12 protein-coding genes and 4 tRNA genes are annotated in these 14,308 nt (G+C 66.7%); 11 read left to right on the top strand and 5 right to left on the bottom strand.

Annotated elements, in window-relative coordinates:
- Positions 1-69: 69 nt before the first annotated feature.
- Positions 70-834, bottom strand: coding sequence for a triose-phosphate isomerase (tpiA, locus tag CLV77_RS09910; protein ID WP_076980702.1), 765 nt, complete (start codon positions 832-834; stop codon positions 70-72).
- A gap of 154 nt (positions 835-988) precedes the next feature.
- Between tpiA and CLV77_RS09905 the strand changes: the two genes are divergently transcribed.
- On the top strand, positions 989-1,951 hold the full coding sequence (locus CLV77_RS09905) for an isopenicillin N synthase family dioxygenase (protein WP_076980703.1): 963 nt from the start codon (positions 989-991) through the stop codon (positions 1,949-1,951).
- Positions 1,952-1,973: 22 nt separating this feature from the next.
- On the opposite strand, the gene CLV77_RS09900 is transcribed toward CLV77_RS09905, so the two are convergent.
- The gene (locus tag CLV77_RS09900) at positions 1,974-2,357 is read right to left on the bottom strand and encodes a HesB/IscA family protein (protein WP_076980704.1); all 384 of its coding nucleotides are present in this window, start codon (positions 2,355-2,357) and stop codon (positions 1,974-1,976) included.
- An 83-nt stretch (positions 2,358-2,440) separates the two neighbouring features.
- A complete protein-coding gene (locus tag CLV77_RS09895; protein ID WP_076980705.1) occupies positions 2,441-2,806 on the bottom strand; it encodes an SUF system Fe-S cluster assembly protein in 366 nt (121 codons plus the stop codon).
- Between the two features lie 320 nt (positions 2,807-3,126).
- Here CLV77_RS09895 and tgt point away from each other — a divergent pair, with 320 nt between their 5' ends.
- The gene (gene tgt, locus CLV77_RS09890) at positions 3,127-4,257 is read left to right on the top strand and encodes a tRNA guanosine(34) transglycosylase Tgt (RefSeq protein ID WP_076980706.1); all 1,131 of its coding nucleotides are present in this window, start codon (positions 3,127-3,129) and stop codon (positions 4,255-4,257) included.
- A 29-nt stretch (positions 4,258-4,286) separates the two neighbouring features.
- Here tgt and CLV77_RS09885 read toward each other — a convergent pair whose 3' ends face one another.
- Positions 4,287-5,294: a Hint domain-containing protein gene (locus CLV77_RS09885; RefSeq protein ID WP_076980707.1), complete on the bottom strand. Its 1,008-nt coding sequence runs from the start codon at positions 5,292-5,294 to the stop codon at positions 4,287-4,289.
- A 378-nt stretch (positions 5,295-5,672) separates the two neighbouring features.
- Between CLV77_RS09885 and lon the strand changes: the two genes are divergently transcribed.
- The 9 genes from lon to CLV77_RS09840 all read left to right on the top strand — a co-directional run bounded on the left by lon (position 5,673) and on the right by CLV77_RS09840 (position 12,767).
- On the top strand, positions 5,673-8,081 hold the full coding sequence (lon, locus tag CLV77_RS09880) for an endopeptidase La (RefSeq protein WP_076980708.1): 2,409 nt from the start codon (positions 5,673-5,675) through the stop codon (positions 8,079-8,081).
- A 217-nt stretch (positions 8,082-8,298) separates the two neighbouring features.
- A complete protein-coding gene (locus CLV77_RS16600) occupies positions 8,299-8,943 on the top strand; it encodes an HU family DNA-binding protein (RefSeq protein ID WP_083707846.1) in 645 nt (214 codons plus the stop codon).
- Between the two features lie 19 nt (positions 8,944-8,962).
- Positions 8,963-9,037, top strand: a tRNA-Val gene (locus CLV77_RS09870).
- A 205-nt stretch (positions 9,038-9,242) separates the two neighbouring features.
- Positions 9,243-9,318: transfer RNA gene (locus tag CLV77_RS09865), tRNA-Val, on the top strand.
- Between the two features lie 171 nt (positions 9,319-9,489).
- Positions 9,490-10,140, top strand: coding sequence for a class I SAM-dependent methyltransferase (locus CLV77_RS09860; protein ID WP_076980709.1), 651 nt, complete (start codon positions 9,490-9,492; stop codon positions 10,138-10,140).
- A 106-nt stretch (positions 10,141-10,246) separates the two neighbouring features.
- The gene (locus CLV77_RS09855) at positions 10,247-11,182 is read left to right on the top strand and encodes a pirin family protein (protein WP_076980710.1); all 936 of its coding nucleotides are present in this window, start codon (positions 10,247-10,249) and stop codon (positions 11,180-11,182) included.
- Positions 11,183-11,380: 198 nt separating this feature from the next.
- Positions 11,381-11,457 (top strand) — tRNA-Asp (locus tag CLV77_RS09850).
- Between the two features lie 218 nt (positions 11,458-11,675).
- Positions 11,676-11,752, top strand: a tRNA-Asp gene (locus CLV77_RS09845).
- Positions 11,753-11,948: 196 nt separating this feature from the next.
- A complete protein-coding gene (locus CLV77_RS09840) occupies positions 11,949-12,767 on the top strand; it encodes a hypothetical protein (protein ID WP_076980711.1) in 819 nt (272 codons plus the stop codon).
- A gap of 54 nt (positions 12,768-12,821) precedes the next feature.
- Here the strand turns inward: CLV77_RS09840 and CLV77_RS09835 are convergent, their stop codons facing one another.
- Positions 12,822-14,198, bottom strand: a complete 1,377-nt coding sequence (locus CLV77_RS09835; RefSeq protein ID WP_076981204.1) for a M20/M25/M40 family metallo-hydrolase — start codon at positions 14,196-14,198, stop codon at positions 12,822-12,824.
- Positions 14,199-14,308: the final 110 nt, after the last annotated feature.

Here is a 14,308-nt window from a genome sequence, read left to right as displayed (position 1 = left end):
CAAAGGTGGTGGTCCCGCGATTGGTGCCCGTGCCCGGCTCCGGCGCCCCTGTCTCGGTGTCCGGCCCGGTCACGAAGCCGCTTCAAGCGCCTTGATGATCGGCAGGAAGTCCCGCGCCAAAAGCGAGGCGCCGCCCACAAGGGCACCGTCCACGTTCTCGACGCCGAAGATCTCGCCGGCGTTGGCCGGCTTGACCGAACCGCCGTAAAGCAGGCGCACGCCGCGACCGATGCCGCCGCCGAACCGCTCTTCCAGGCGGGCTCGCATGTGGTCATGCACCTCGGCGATCTCTTCCAGGGTGGGGGTGGCGCCGGTGCCGATGGCCCAGATCGGCTCATAGGCCACGACAAGATTGCGGGCGGTGACCGCGTCGGGGACAGATCCCGCCAGTTGCCGGCCCACCACCTCGAGGGCGCGCTCCTCGTCGCGTTCCTGCTTGCTTTCACCGACGCAGATCACCGCCGTCAGCCCCGCCGCGATGGCGGCGCGGGCCTTCCGGCGCACCAGCTCGTCGCTCTCGCCGTGGTCGGCGCGGCGCTCGGAATGGCCCAGGATCACGTGGCTTGCACCGGCATCGGCCAGCATCACGGCCGACAGATCGCCCGTGTGCGCGCCCGAGGTCTCGGGGTGGCAGTCCTGCCCGCCCAGGGCGATGCGGCCGCCGGCCCGCTCGGACATCCGGTGCAGCAAGGTCGATGGCGGACAGATCAGCACATCGGTCCCGGTGGCGTTGGCATTGCCGTCGGCCAACCCCTCGCAGAGCTTGGAGATCTGTTCCAGCGCCGGCGCACAGCCGTTCATCTTCCAGTTTCCCGCCGCCAGTTTCCTGCGCATGTCTGCCCTCTCCCTCGTCCGTGCTTCATGCGGTATAGGCGATATGCCGCGACACCGCCAACACAGAACCCGCTTGCCAGCCTGCGGCAAATCGGAAATCTCTGGGGGGCGGCGATCCTCCGCCCAGCCCGACACCGCAGCAGGGAGCACGCCGATGAACCGCCCCGCCAACCACGCCGGAACAGGCGCCGCGATCCCCCGGATCAGCGCGCGCGACCTGCTGGATCCCGCGCGCCCCGGCCACGACCGGGCCCTGGCGGCGCTGCGCGCAGGCGCCGAGGAGGCGGGCTTCCTGACGTTGCACGACACGCCATTCTCCGCCCGCGAGGCGCTTGGCCTCATCGACTGCTACCGCGCCTTCTTCCGCCTGCCCGAGGCCGAGAAGCGCCGCATCGACATGGCCCGCACCGGCGCCAACCGCGGCTGGGGCGCGCCCGGTTCGGAACAGGTCGATCCCGAGGCCAACCCCGACTACAAGCAGGTCTTCGATTGCGGATACGAGCTGCCGGCCGGCGATCCCATGGCGGAGCGTGGCTTGTCGGTCTATGCCCCGAACCTCTGGCCTGCCGCGCCCGCGGGCTTTGCCGGCACGGTGCGCGCCTACTATGGCCGCGCCACAGCCTTCTCGCGCCAGATCCTGTCGGCGCTTGCGGGCGTGGTGGGGCAGGACCCCGGGTATTTCGCCGACCGGTTCGACCGGCCGATGGCGCTTTTGCGCGGCAATTATTATCCCGCGCGCCCCGCCTGGGCGACGGCGCGGGATTTCGGCATCGCGCCCCACACCGACTATGGCTGCCTGACCCTGCTGGCCACCGATGGCCAGCCCGGCCTCGAGGTGCGCAGCAGGGCAGGGGAGTGGATCCCCGTAAGCGCGCCGCCCGGGGAGTTCATCGTCAATTTCGGAGAGATGTTCGAGATGTGGACCGCCGGCCGTGTCCGGGCCACGCCCCACCGGGTGATCGGCGGTGCGGAAGAACGGATCTCGGTGCCGCTCTTCTTCAACCCCAACCACGACACGAATGTCGCGCCGCCGGGATCGGACCGGCCCATCCTGGCCGGCGATCACCTGGCCCGCCGCTTCGACGAGACCTACCTGCACCTGAAGGCGGGCGCCTGAGTGGGCCCCCCGGTCGGGGCGCTTAGCTGCCTTCGCCGCCCTCGGCCTGAAGTTCGGCCACGTCCTTGAACTTGATCGATTCGCCGCAGCCGCAGGCATCGGCGACGTTGGGGTTGCGGAACTTGAACCCCGATTCCAGCAGCGAGGTCTCGTAATCGATCTCGGTGCCGAAAAGGAACATCTGCGCCATGGGCGCGATCATCACCCGGGCGCCGTCCAGCTCGACCACCTCGTCGGCCTGGGCGATCTCGCGGACATATTCCATCGTGTATTCCATACCCGCGCAGCCGCCCTTCTTGACGCCGATGCGCAGGCCGACAGAGCCGTCCTTTTCCATCAGGCGCCGGATATGGGCCTGGGCGGCGGGGGTCATGGTGACGGCCTGCTTGCCTGGAATTCCGAACATCAGAATGCTCCTCAGGTTGAGCTATGCCGCGCGGCGCGCGGCGCTAAGGTGATTCAGACACGGGCCGGCGACCGGCCCGCTCCTTACATGAAGCCCAGCTCCAGCCGGGCCTCGTCGGACATCATCTCCATCCCCCAGGGCGGCTCCCAGGTCAGCTCGACGGCGACGGTGCGTACGCCGGGCAGGGGCTCGACCGCCTCGGCGACCCAGCCGGGCATCTCGCCGGCCACCGGACAGCCCGGCGCCGTCAGGGTCATCAGGATCGAGACGTCGTTCTCGCCGTTGATGTCGATGGTGTAGACCAGCCCCAGGTCGTAGATATTGACCGGGATTTCCGGGTCATAGACCGAGCGGCACGCCTCGACCACCGTCTCGTAGAGCGGATGGTCCGTGCTGGACGGGCGGATAAGCGGTGCGCCCTCAAGCTTTTCCGTGGTCTGCGATGTCATGACCTGCCTTTCGAATTACCCGAGCAAAGATATAAGGAATAGCAAGCGCGGGGTAAAGGGAGCCCACGCCCCCGTGACCGAGAAGCTTGCCGGAAGGCGCGCCCCGCCAGCACCGCCATGCCCGTCACGCCCGCCAATCCCTTCAGTGTCGCGAAAATATCCCCGCCGGAGGCTCCCGCACCACCAACCCGCACCCCGGGCCGGGCAGAACGTGCGACCCTCCCGGCCCCTCCCGCGCTTGGCATTCGCCCCGAAATGCCGCAAAAGCCCCCCGCAGCCCCAGCCGCCGGCCCGGGCGTCCCATGCACAGAGGCATCTCCATGACCCAAAGGGTGACATTCCAGCTGCAGGCCCGTGACGGCAAGGCCCGGCGCGGCGTGATCCAGACCCCGCGGGGCGAGATCCGCACGCCCGCCTTCATGCCGGTGGGCACGGCGGCCACCGTCAAGGCGATGCTGCCCGAAAGCGTCCGTGCCACCGGCGCCGACGTGCTGCTGGGCAACACCTACCACCTGATGCTGCGCCCCACCGCCGAGCGGATCGCGGCCTTGGGCGGGCTCCACAAGTTCATGAACTGGGAACGTCCCATTCTGACCGACTCGGGCGGGTTTCAGGTGATGAGTCTGGCCGAACTGCGCAAGCTGACCGAGAAGGGCGTGACCTTCCGCAGCCACGTCGACGGCGCCCGCCACGAGCTGACGCCCGAACGCTCGATGGAGATACAGGCGCTGCTGGGGTCCGACATCGTGATGAGCTTTGATGAATGCACCCCCTATCCCGCGACCGAAGAGGTAGCCGCCAGCTCGATGCGCCTGTCCATGCGTTGGGCGCAACGTTCGCGCGATGCCTTCGGCGACCGGCCGGGTCACGCGCTATTCGGTATCCAGCAGGGCAGCACCTTCCGCGAGCTGCGCGAGGAAAGCGCCCAGGCGTTGCAGCAGATCGGCTTTGACGGCTACGCGGTGGGCGGTCTGGCCGTGGGCGAGGGGCAGGAGGCCATGTTCGACGTTCTGGACTATGCCCCCGACATGCTGCCCGAGGACAAGCCGCGGTACCTGATGGGTGTCGGCAAGCCCGACGACATCGTCGGCGCGGTCGCGCGCGGCATCGACATGATGGATTGCGTGCTGCCGTCGCGCTCGGGGCGGACGGGGCAGGTCTTTACCCATCGCGGCGTGGTCAACATCAAGAACGCGCGTCACCGGGACGATCCGCGCCCACTGGACGAAAGCTGCACCTGCCCGGCCTGCCGCAGCTACAGCCGGGCCTACCTGCACCATGTCTTCCGCGCCGGCGAGATGATCTCGGGGATGCTGCTGACCTGGCACAACCTGCATTATTATCAGGTGCTGATGGACGGCATGCGCGAGGCCATCGAGGCGGGCGATTTCGCCGGGTTCGAGCGTGATTTCCACGCCCGCCGCGCCGAGGGTGATATCGAGCCGATCTGAGGCGCAGCCGCTTCGCGCGGCGGCGACGCTCAGCCTGCCAGCCGGGCCTCGTGGCGCTTGAGCACGGGCAGGGCGGTGGTGTCGCGGCCTGCGTCCTCCTCCTCTGCCCGGGCCATCACCTCGGGGAAGAGGCGGGTCAGCTCGGCCATCGCCTCGGGACCCACGTGGCGCAGGGCCATGCCGCCCAGGAAAAGGCTTTCGCTGAGGAGGCCGTGGGCGCGCACCATCAGGTGCGAATCGAACATGATGTGGAAATAGTCGACCCCCTCGTCGGGCAGCCAGCTTGCGATCGACAGGCCGTTGGTCAGGTGCTTGGCGGCGCAAAGCGCACTTTCGATGCCAAGATGCATCTCAAGCGTCCATCCCGACAGGAGCAGCCGGTGGTTGGGCGAGACCACGAGGTCGCTGATGGGCAGGCCGTTGCCCAAGGCACCGGCGCGGATCCGCACGGGCCAGAGGCTGCGGTCGACGATCAGCTCCAGCGGCGACAGGTGGCTGTGCCCGATCCAGCGGATCGGCTGGGGGCCTTGGTCGGTCATCACCAGATCACCGGCGGCGAGGCTCTCGATCGGGCGGGGGCCGTCGGGCGTGTCGATCGCGGTGCCGCGCAGGAAGCACAGGGGCGGGTTGTCCTTGTTGCGGATATTGTCGACGGGGATCGCCCCGTTGGGCATGGCATTCATCGTCTCATAAGACAGCTGGCGGCCCTGCAGGAAATAGTAGCGCTGGCCGGTCAGGTCGTCAGTGATGATCATCACCTTCTCGCCGCGCAGATCCTCGCCGTTGACGTTCTTCAGCTTGTTGATCGAGGGCAGGTTGCCCACGACCTCGACCGTGAAGGTGCGGGCAATGCCGTCGATGATGAGCACGGTGTCGGGGTCCGACGCGCCGCCGTTGAAATCGAACTTCGTGTCCCCGCCCGGTCCAGACGACTCGAATGTCAGCTGGGTGGTGGCCACCTTGTTGGTGCCCATGGAGTTGATTTCGGAATTGTTCGCGCTGGAGCTGTCGCCCCGCGCCCAAAAGCTGATCGCCATGCCTGTCCGCCGCTCACTGCTCGATTTTGAATCGTTTTTTAACCTTATGTGTCGCAAATGAGGCGTAATCATGGCGCCTTGCGGTTGTGCCGCCTTGCCGGTTTCGCCCCCAGAACCGGCCCCGGATACGGCCCGCGGCCCTGCGCCCGTTCACCTGTTCGCGACGGGCAGGTGGCAAAGGTGCCCGTGCCGGCGCGAAAGGGCTGTGAAAAAAGCGTCCGCGTCCTTGCCCCCGGCCACCGGCGCGGGCATGCTGGTGAAAATGGCAAGGTCGGGAATTGAATGCGGGCCCGGCAGGACCCATCTTCCATTCGAAAGGGGAGGATCAGGTCGCTGCGGTGCGGGGCCGGTCTTCCTGCCAGCAGACAAGGAAAAATAATGCCCGAGCAACTCACCCATTCCTTCCCGGTGCTGCCGCTGCGCGACATCGTGGTGTTTCCCCACATGATCGTCCCGCTGTTCGTGGGACGTGAAAAGTCGGTGAAGGCGCTGGAGGAGGTGATGGCCGACGACAAGCAGATCCTGCTGTCGAGCCAGATCGATCCCGGCGTGGACGATCCCGATGAGAACGGTATCTATCGCCACGGCGTTCTTGCCAACGTCCTGCAACTGCTCAAGCTGCCCGACGGCACCGTGAAGGTGCTGGTCGAGGGCCGTTCGCGCGTGCGCATCACCCAATTCCTCGACAACCCGTCCTTCTTCGAGGCCGAGGCCGAACTGCTTGAGGAAGAGACCGGCGATGCCGCAACGGTCGAGGCGCTGCTGCGCTCGGTCGCGGAAGAGTTCGAGCGCTACGCCAAGATCAAGAAGAACATCCCCGAAGAGGCGCTGGCAACGGTCGCCGACTCGCGCGAGCCGCAGAAGCTGGCCGACCTGGTGTCGGGCCATCTGGGCATCGAGGTCGAGCAGAAGCAGGACCTGCTGGAAACCCTGTCGGTCGCCGAACGTCTTGAGAAGGTCTATGGCCTGATGCAGGGCGAGATGAGCGTCCTGAAGGTCGAGAAGAAGATCAAGACCCGCGTCAAAAGCCAGATGGAGCGTACCCAGCGCGAGTACTATCTGAATGAGCAGATGAAGGCCATTCAGAAGGAGCTGGGCGACGGCGAGGACGGCCAGAACGAGGTTCTGGAGCTGGAGCAGAAGATCGCCGACACCAAGCTGTCGAAAGAGGCCCGCGAAAAGGCCGAGGCCGAGATCAAGAAGCTCAAGTCCATGTCGCCCATGTCGGCCGAAGCCACCGTGGTGCGCAACTATCTCGACTGGATGCTGTCGATCCCGTGGGGCGTCAAATCCCGCGTGAAGAAGGATCTTCTGCGCGCCGAGAAGGTGCTGGACGACGACCACTACGGGCTTGAGAAGGTCAAGGAGCGGATCGTCGAGTATCTTGCCGTGCAGCAACGCTCGGCCAAGCTGAAGGGGCCGATCCTGTGCCTCGTCGGCCCTCCGGGCGTCGGTAAGACCTCGCTGGGCAAATCGGTCGCCAAGGCCACGGGGCGCGAGTTCATCCGCATCAGCCTAGGCGGTGTGCGCGACGAATCCGAGATCCGCGGCCACCGCCGGACCTACATCGGCTCGATGCCCGGCAAGATCATCCAGGCGCTGAAGAAGGCCAAGACCACGAACCCGCTCATCCTGCTCGACGAGATCGACAAGATGGGCCAGGACTTCCGTGGCGATCCGGCCTCGGCCATGCTCGAGGTGCTTGACCCCGAGCAGAACGGCACCTTCGTCGATCACTACCTCGAGGTGGAATACGATCTGTCGAACGTGATGTTCCTGACCACGGCGAACTCCTACAACATGCCGGGCCCGCTTCTGGACCGGATGGAGATCATTCCGCTGGCCGGCTACACCGAGGACGAGAAGCGCGAGATCGCGCGTCAGCACCTGATCGACAAGCAGATCAAGAACCACGGCCTGAAGAAGGGCGAGTTCGAGATCACCGACGAGGCGCTGACCGAGGTCATCCGCACCTACACCCGCGAGGCGGGCGTGCGGAACCTTGAGCGCGAGCTTGCCAAGCTGGCGCGAAAGGCCGTGACCAAGATCGTCCGCAAGGAGGCCGAGAAGGTCACCGTGACGGCCGAGAACGTGGACGACTTCCTGGGGGTCAAGAAGTATCGCTATGGCCTGGCCGAAGAGGAGGATCAGATCGGTGTCGTCACCGGGCTGGCCTATACCTCGGTGGGCGGTGAGCTTCTGTCGATCGAGGCGCTGCGCCTGCCGGGCAAGGGCCGGATGAAGACAACCGGCAAGCTGGGCGACGTGATGAAGGAATCCATCGACGCCGCCAGCTCCTACGTCCGCTCGATCAGCCCGTCGATCGGGGTCAAGCCGCCGAAGTTCGACAAGCTGGACATCCACGTCCACGTCCCCGAGGGTGCCACGCCCAAGGACGGGCCGTCAGCGGGCCTGGCGATGGTCACCTCGATCGTGTCGGTGCTGACGCAGATCCCGGTCCGCAAGGACATCGCCATGACCGGCGAGGTCACGCTGCGCGGCAACGCGCTGGCCATCGGCGGTCTGAAGGAGAAGCTTCTGGCGGCACTGCGGGGCGGTATCACCACCGTCTTCATCCCGCAGGAGAACGAGAAGGACCTGGCCGAGATCCCCGACAACGTGAAGGAGGGGATGAAGATCATCCCGGTCAGCCACGTGAGTGAGGTGCTGGAACAAGCCCTCGTCCGCAAGCCCGAGCCCATCGAGTGGGACGAGGCCGCCGAGGAGGCCGCCGCCAGTCGCGCCGTCTCGAACCAGGGCGGGGAAGGGGCTGCCGTCGCCCACTAAGGGCGCGGCACCTTCGAGACCACAATCTATCAACGGGGCGCCTTCGGGCGCCCCGTTTCATTTCGGGCGGGCGCGTGCCGGGGCCAGCCATGCCCTTGGGGAAGGATAGCCAAAAACGGCATTCGCTGCCGTTCTTTGTCGCCAACAAGTGGTCAGAACCGCCTTCGGGCGCTAGACTGCGTCAAAACGGATAACCCAAGCAGGGGCGGATCAGCAGATGGCCAAGAAAGCGAAACAGACAAGAACCGGCGGCAACGTCCTGCCCTTGGCCGAAAGCCGCGCGGGCGACGCGTCCGGCAAGGGGGCCACCCCCGCGGCCGCGATGGACAGCGCCATGGACAACGCGGTGCGCAGCGCGCTGCGCAGCACCTCGGGTGCCTCCAAGGCCGACGGGGGCCAGACTGGGGCACCCGTCTCGACCCCGGTGGGCGGCGCGGGCCGTCCCGCAGCCATCGCCGAGGCCGCCGCCGCCGAGGCGCGCGAGCGTCGTCAGGAGCGCGAGGGCGATGCGCGCGGCGACAAGGGGGCCTTTGCCGGGCTGGTCGCGGCCGGCGGCGAGGCGGATGCCGAGGGAGAGGGCGCCGACGATGGCTCCATCCTGCGCAAGAAGGAATTCATCGCTGAGGTCGCCCGCCGCTCGGGCCTTAAGAAACCCGACGCCCGCCGTGCCATCGACGCCTTCCTCGACGTGATGAGCGAGGGGCTGAAGGAGGGGCGCACCCTGGCCCTGATGCCCCGCGCCAAGATCAAGCCGGTGCGCCAGACCGACGCCGGCAATGCGACTGTCGTGACCACCAAGATCCGCCTCAAGGATGTCACCGTGATCTCCGACGAGGGGGGTCTTGCGTCACCCGAGGACTGAGGGTAAAGAGCGACCCGGCGGGTGATTAGCTCAGTGGTAGAGCGCTTCGTTCACATCGAAGATGTCAGGAGTTCGAATCTCTTATCACCCACCATTCCCACCCCTGCGGCAGGAATGAAGCCGGGACGCGCCGCTTTCCGTGGAACGCGCCGGACCGTTCTCCACACACTGCTTTGCGCCACGGGCGCGGCGCCCTGTCGCCCGCCCGGATCAGCGATATTCCGATTGTTCGAATCCAGGGGCTGCCCGGCCAAAACCCACTTGCGGCCGGGGGCGCCGCCGGTCTAAGACAGCCGCGCGGGTGATTAGCTCAGTTGGTAGAGCGCTTCGTTTACACCGAAGATGTCGGGAGTTCGAGTCTCTCATCACCCACCATCGTTTTTCCATATACATTATATAGTGTTAGGCCACGATCGCGTGGTCACGAAGTGGCGCCCGCCGGCGCGCCCCTTTTCCCACACTTCTTCAGGAAATCCGCCGGGCGCTGGCTGCCCGCGCCGCCGTCTGCTAGGCGCGGGGCAGGTGAGGATACGGCGGGAAAGCACGATGCGGCAAAGCGCGATTGATCTGTCTTCGGAATGTTCGCAGGCCGAGCGCGCGCGCATCCGTGCCGCGATACGCGAGCATCTTCGCCCGGGAAACTTCCTAGAGATCGGGACGGCCGCTGGCGGCACCCTCAAGCAGATCATCGGCTGGACCCGCGAAGCCGGCGTCGCGACCCGCTTCTGGGTGCTGGATCCCTTCACCTATTTCGAGGACCAGCTTGAGAAGGTCCGCGCCAACCTGCGTGGCGCCGAGATCGACCCCGACGAGGTCGAGTTCCTGATCGGCACCACCGACAGCCAGCTTGCGCTCCAGCGCGCGCTGGGCACGCGGTTCTCGGCCATCTTCATCGACGGCGACCACCGGGCGCTGCCGGTGACCAAGGACCTGCAATGGGCCGAGCAGCTTGAGGTTGGTGGCCTGATCTTCGCCCATGACTATTGTGCCAAGTTCGAGGGGGTGATCTGGGCCATCGACCGTTTTCTCGCCCGCAACCCGGGCTTCGAGCTGCTGGGCCGATCCGAAACCCTGGTCGTGCTGCGCCGCAAGGATGATCGCCTGGTGCCGGTCGACGCGGCCGAGCTGCGCCGCGCCCGGATAGTCCAGACCCTGCTGAAATGGAAATACAGCATCCGCAAGCGTTTGGCGCGCTGAGGACCGGGCGGCCCTTGGGGTAAAGGGGCCTCCTCCCCTCCAGGGGGGCTGAAATCCGCGCCGATCCGTGCCATGATCAGCCATGCCCCGAGGGTGAGGACTTGGCTTGAGCTGGAATCCCCTGATCGACCCCGACACGCCCCTCGATGCGGCAATCGACGCGATCGAGACGGTCATCGTGCCGCGCGCCCGCGACATCGGCGGGTTCGAGGTGCGTCGCGCCTTGCCCGCGCCGAGGCGGCAGATGGTGGGCCCTTTCATCTTCTTCGACCAGGTGGGTCCGGCCGAGTTCCTGACGGGCCAGGGCATCGACGTGCGCCCTCATCCCCATATCGGCCTGGCGACGGTCACCTATCTCTACAAGGGGCGGCTGCATCATCGCGACAACCTGGGCACCGACCAGTGGATCGAGGCGGGGGCGGTCAACCTGATGACCGCAGGGCGCGGCGTCACCCATTCCGAGCGCACGGATGGCGAGATGCGCCGGCATCCCCACGCCATGTTCGGGGTGCAGACCTGGCTGGCCCTCGACGAGGCGCAGGAGGATGCCCCCGCCCGGTTCGAGCATAGCCCCGAGGCCAGCCTGCCGGTGCTGGAGGCCGAGGGAAAGCGCCTTCGGCTCGTGCTGGGCACGGGCTGGGGCGAACGCGCACCTCTCGACGCGGGCATGGAGCTTTTCTACGCCGACGCGGAATTGGCGCCGGGCGCGGTCCTGCCGCTACCGGACGAGCATGAGGATCGTGGCGTCTATGTCATGCAGGGCGATGTCACGGTCGGGCGCGACAGCTTTGCCGAGGGGCGGATGATGGTTTTCCGCCCCGGCGACAGGCTGGCACTGAAGGCCGGGCCGAGGGGCGCGCGGCTGGTGCTGCTGGGCGGTGCCACGCTGGGCGGGCCGCGCCATATCTGGTGGAATTTCGTGGCCTCCTCACGCGAGCGGATCGAGGCCGCCAAGGAGGCCTGGCGCAAGGGCGACGGGGCAGGCGGCCCTTTCAGCCTGCCCGATGGTGACAGCGCCGAGTTCATTCCCCTCCCGGACTAGGGCCCAAGGGCCGCATGGACCGCGCCAACCGGGTCACGGCGGGGCGGTGACGGGGCCTTCCGGCAGGAATGCGGCGCGTGCCCCGGCACCCGCGCGGAAATTTTCGCATTCGGCCGGATTGCAGCCTTGACGGGGGCAGGGCGCCCGCATAGAACCCCGCCACGCCTCGGGATCAACCGGTCTTGGGGCGGACGGCGAGCGGTTGTAGCTCAGTTGGTTAGAGTACCGGCCTGTCACGCCGGGGGTCGCGGGTTCGAGCCCCGTCAACCGCGCCACCGCCGTCCCGCCCGCCATGCCGCGGGCACTTCTTCCCCCTCAAAGTGACACATCCCACCATGGCCCCGAGTGGCCCGGGCCGCGCCGGCCGCTCGTCCGCCGCTTGCCTGTCCAAAGCCCCCGGCGCCGCCCCCACAGATCATTCGGGCTTCATTTACCGGGTGGTCCGCTTTTGCCTTGACGCCCCCTGCGCACGGCCCTAAACGAGCCACCACGCGCGGTTGTAGCTCAGTTGGTTAGAGTACCGGCCTGTCACGCCGGGGGTCGCGGGTTCGAGCCCCGTCAACCGCGCCACTTTCCCCTCCACTCACTCGTCAACGCCTATTTTCTGCGCGTCCTGCAAATCCGTCTTTGCACAACCTTCCGGAACTGGAAGGCCTGCAAGTCGTTGATCTGTCGCCGCAATAGTTAATTGGGAACTGAGTTCGCGGCACGTCGGGTTTGGGTGAGGGACCGGCTTCTTTACTGTGTAGCAAAGGAGTTATTCGACATGACCACCACGACAACCAACAAGAACATTTCAATTCTGGCTTCCGGCACATTGATGCTGGGCTGGCTGGCGGGACCCGTCGGGGCACAGGCGCTTGATGCCGGGGCCTCGGTCGGACTGGGCAGCACGGCCGCCGTTTCGGCCGACGCCACGATCGGCGGAAGCGGGGGCACCACAGCCTCAGCCGACGTCTCGATTGGCGGATCTTCTGGAGGCACCTCGGGCAGCGGTGGAACCAGCACGGCCTCGGCCGACATCTCCCTGGGAGGAAGCTCGGCCGGTAGCGGCTCGGGCGGCAGCGGATCGGGCGGGTCCGGTACCGGCGGCACGGTCACCGTCGGCACAGGCGGATCTGGCGGCACGGGCGGCAATACAGGCGGCTTCGGCAGTGGTTCGGGCAGCGGCGGCACCGGAGGGACAGGTGCCGGCGGCTCGGGCAATTTCAACTTTGCCGGTGGCAATTCAGGATCGGGCGGAAACTCGGGCGGCAACTCGGGCAGGGGCGCTGGCAACGGCAAGGCCACGGTGACCAAGCTTGCGCCGCTGGGCGCGGGAATCGTCAAACCGGTCAGCTTCCCGTTCAACCTGTCTGATCTGCCCGGAAAGATGGTCTTCAGCGGCGATGACAGGCTGCTGGGACAGGTTGTCGAGGTCGTTGAAAGCAATGATCGCTATTTTCTGCGGATCAAGGTCAACAACGCGCTGAACGTCAGGTCCCGGCTGGTCCGGCTGGGCCTTGGCGGGTTCGAGGTCGAGGGGGACATGATTCGCCTCAACATGTCGCTTGCGGCCTTCATCCGCAGCGCCTCGAACGGCTGATCCTGTAGAGCAAAGGGCCCCCGCCGGAATTGCCCGGCGGGGGCCTTTTCATGTTCAGCCCCGCGACAGCGCGTCCAGCACCCGCGCCCAGCTGCGCGTGCCCTTGTGGAAGCTTTCCATGTCGTATTTCTCGTTCGGGCTGTGGATCTGGTCATCGTCACGACCAAAGCCGATCAGCATCGCATCCGTGTCCAGCAAGTCCTTAAAATACCCCGCGATCGGGATTGAGCCGCCGCACCCGATATAGGCCGCCGTCTCGGGCCACTCGTCGCTGAGGGCGCGGCGCGCCTGCTCGAATGCCGGGTGGCTGGTGGCCATCTGGCTGCCGCCCGAGGCACCGTGATCCTTGAAGCTGACGCTGCAATCGGGGGGCAGCATGGATTGCACCATCTCGCGGAACGAGGCGCGGATGGCGTGGGGATCCTGCTGGCCCACCAGGCGGAAGCTGATCTTGGCCGTCGCCTTCGAGGGCAGAACCGTCTTGAAGCCGTCCCCCTCATAGCCCCCCGAGATGCCGTTCACCTCGCAGGTCGGGCGCGACCACAGCATCTCAAGCGGCGTGCGCCCCTCTTCGCCGGCGGGGCGGGAAAGGCCAACATCGCCCAGGAAGCCCGAGACGTCGAAATTCAGCCCGTCCCACTGGCGGCGGATCTCATCGGGCAGCTCGGGCACCCCGTCGTAGAAGCCCGGCACCGTGACGCGGCCGGTCTCGTCGTGAAGGCTGGCGATGATCCGGGCCAGGACGCGGATCGGGTTCATGGCAAGGCCGCCGAACATGCCCGAGTGCAGGTCCTTGGAGGGGCCCGTGATCGTCAGCTCCTCTCCCAGCAGGCCGCGCAGCATGGTCACGATGCCGGGGGTCCGGCCGCCAAACATGCCGGTATCGCAGATCAGCGCGATATCGGCGCGCAGCTCCTCGGCATTCTCGCGCATGAAGGGCACCAGCGACGGCGAGCCCGATTCCTCCTCGCCCTCGAAGAACATCGAGATGCGGCAGGGCAGGCTGCCATGCTCGGCCTTCCAGGCGCGGCAGGCTTCGACAAAGGTCATCATCTGGCCCTTGTCGTCGGCCGCACCCCGGCCGCGGATGACCTTGCCGGCGGGGGTGTCCTGGACCTCGGGCTCAAACGGAGGGTTGTCCCAAAGATCAAGCGGATCAACGGGTTGCACGTCATAATGGCCATAGAACATGACATGGGGGCCGGGGCCGTCGGCATGGGCCACCACCATCGGATGGCCCGGCGTCGCCCGCTTCTCGGCCTCGAACCCGATGGAGCGCAGATCCTCGACCAGCCAGTCGGCGGCGCGCTCGCACTCGGCCTTGTAGGCGGGATCGGTCGAGATGCTGGGGATGCGCAGAAGCTCCAGCAGGCGTTCGGTGGCCGGGGCCAGATCCTTGTCGATTCTGGCGAGAACGGGGTCGAGGGCCATGAACATTGTCCTTCCGGTTGGTGGGGTTCGGGCGCGCAGCCTAGCAACCGGCGCGGCGGCTGGAAAGTGGGCGCGGCGCAGGCTAGAATGGCGCCCCCGGACCGCAGCGC

Source organism: Brevirhabdus pacifica, assembly GCF_002797755.1.
In the GTDB taxonomy this organism is placed as follows: domain Bacteria; phylum Pseudomonadota; class Alphaproteobacteria; order Rhodobacterales; family Rhodobacteraceae; genus Brevirhabdus; species Brevirhabdus pacifica.
Note: the sequence above shows the minus strand (reverse complement) of the source record. Positions and strands in the feature narration are given on the sequence as shown.

Coding starts and splice junctions, on each gene's coding strand:
- tpiA (WP_076980702.1), bottom strand. CDS start 834: ATGCGCAGGAAACTGGCGGCGGGAAACTGGAAGATGAACGGCTGTGCG.
- CLV77_RS09905 (WP_076980703.1), top strand. CDS start 989: ATGAACCGCCCCGCCAACCACGCCGGAACAGGCGCCGCGATCCCCCGG.
- CLV77_RS09900 (WP_076980704.1), bottom strand. CDS start 2,357: ATGTTCGGAATTCCAGGCAAGCAGGCCGTCACCATGACCCCCGCCGCC.
- CLV77_RS09895 (WP_076980705.1), bottom strand. CDS start 2,806: ATGACATCGCAGACCACGGAAAAGCTTGAGGGCGCACCGCTTATCCGC.
- tgt (WP_076980706.1), top strand. CDS start 3,127: ATGACCCAAAGGGTGACATTCCAGCTGCAGGCCCGTGACGGCAAGGCC.
- CLV77_RS09885 (WP_076980707.1), bottom strand. CDS start 5,294: ATGGCGATCAGCTTTTGGGCGCGGGGCGACAGCTCCAGCGCGAACAAT.
- lon (WP_076980708.1), top strand. CDS start 5,673: ATGCCCGAGCAACTCACCCATTCCTTCCCGGTGCTGCCGCTGCGCGAC.
- CLV77_RS16600 (WP_083707846.1), top strand. CDS start 8,299: ATGGCCAAGAAAGCGAAACAGACAAGAACCGGCGGCAACGTCCTGCCC.
- CLV77_RS09860 (WP_076980709.1), top strand. CDS start 9,490: ATGCGGCAAAGCGCGATTGATCTGTCTTCGGAATGTTCGCAGGCCGAG.
- CLV77_RS09840 (WP_076980711.1), top strand. CDS start 11,949: ATGACCACCACGACAACCAACAAGAACATTTCAATTCTGGCTTCCGGC.
- CLV77_RS09835 (WP_076981204.1), bottom strand. CDS start 14,198: ATGGCCCTCGACCCCGTTCTCGCCAGAATCGACAAGGATCTGGCCCCG.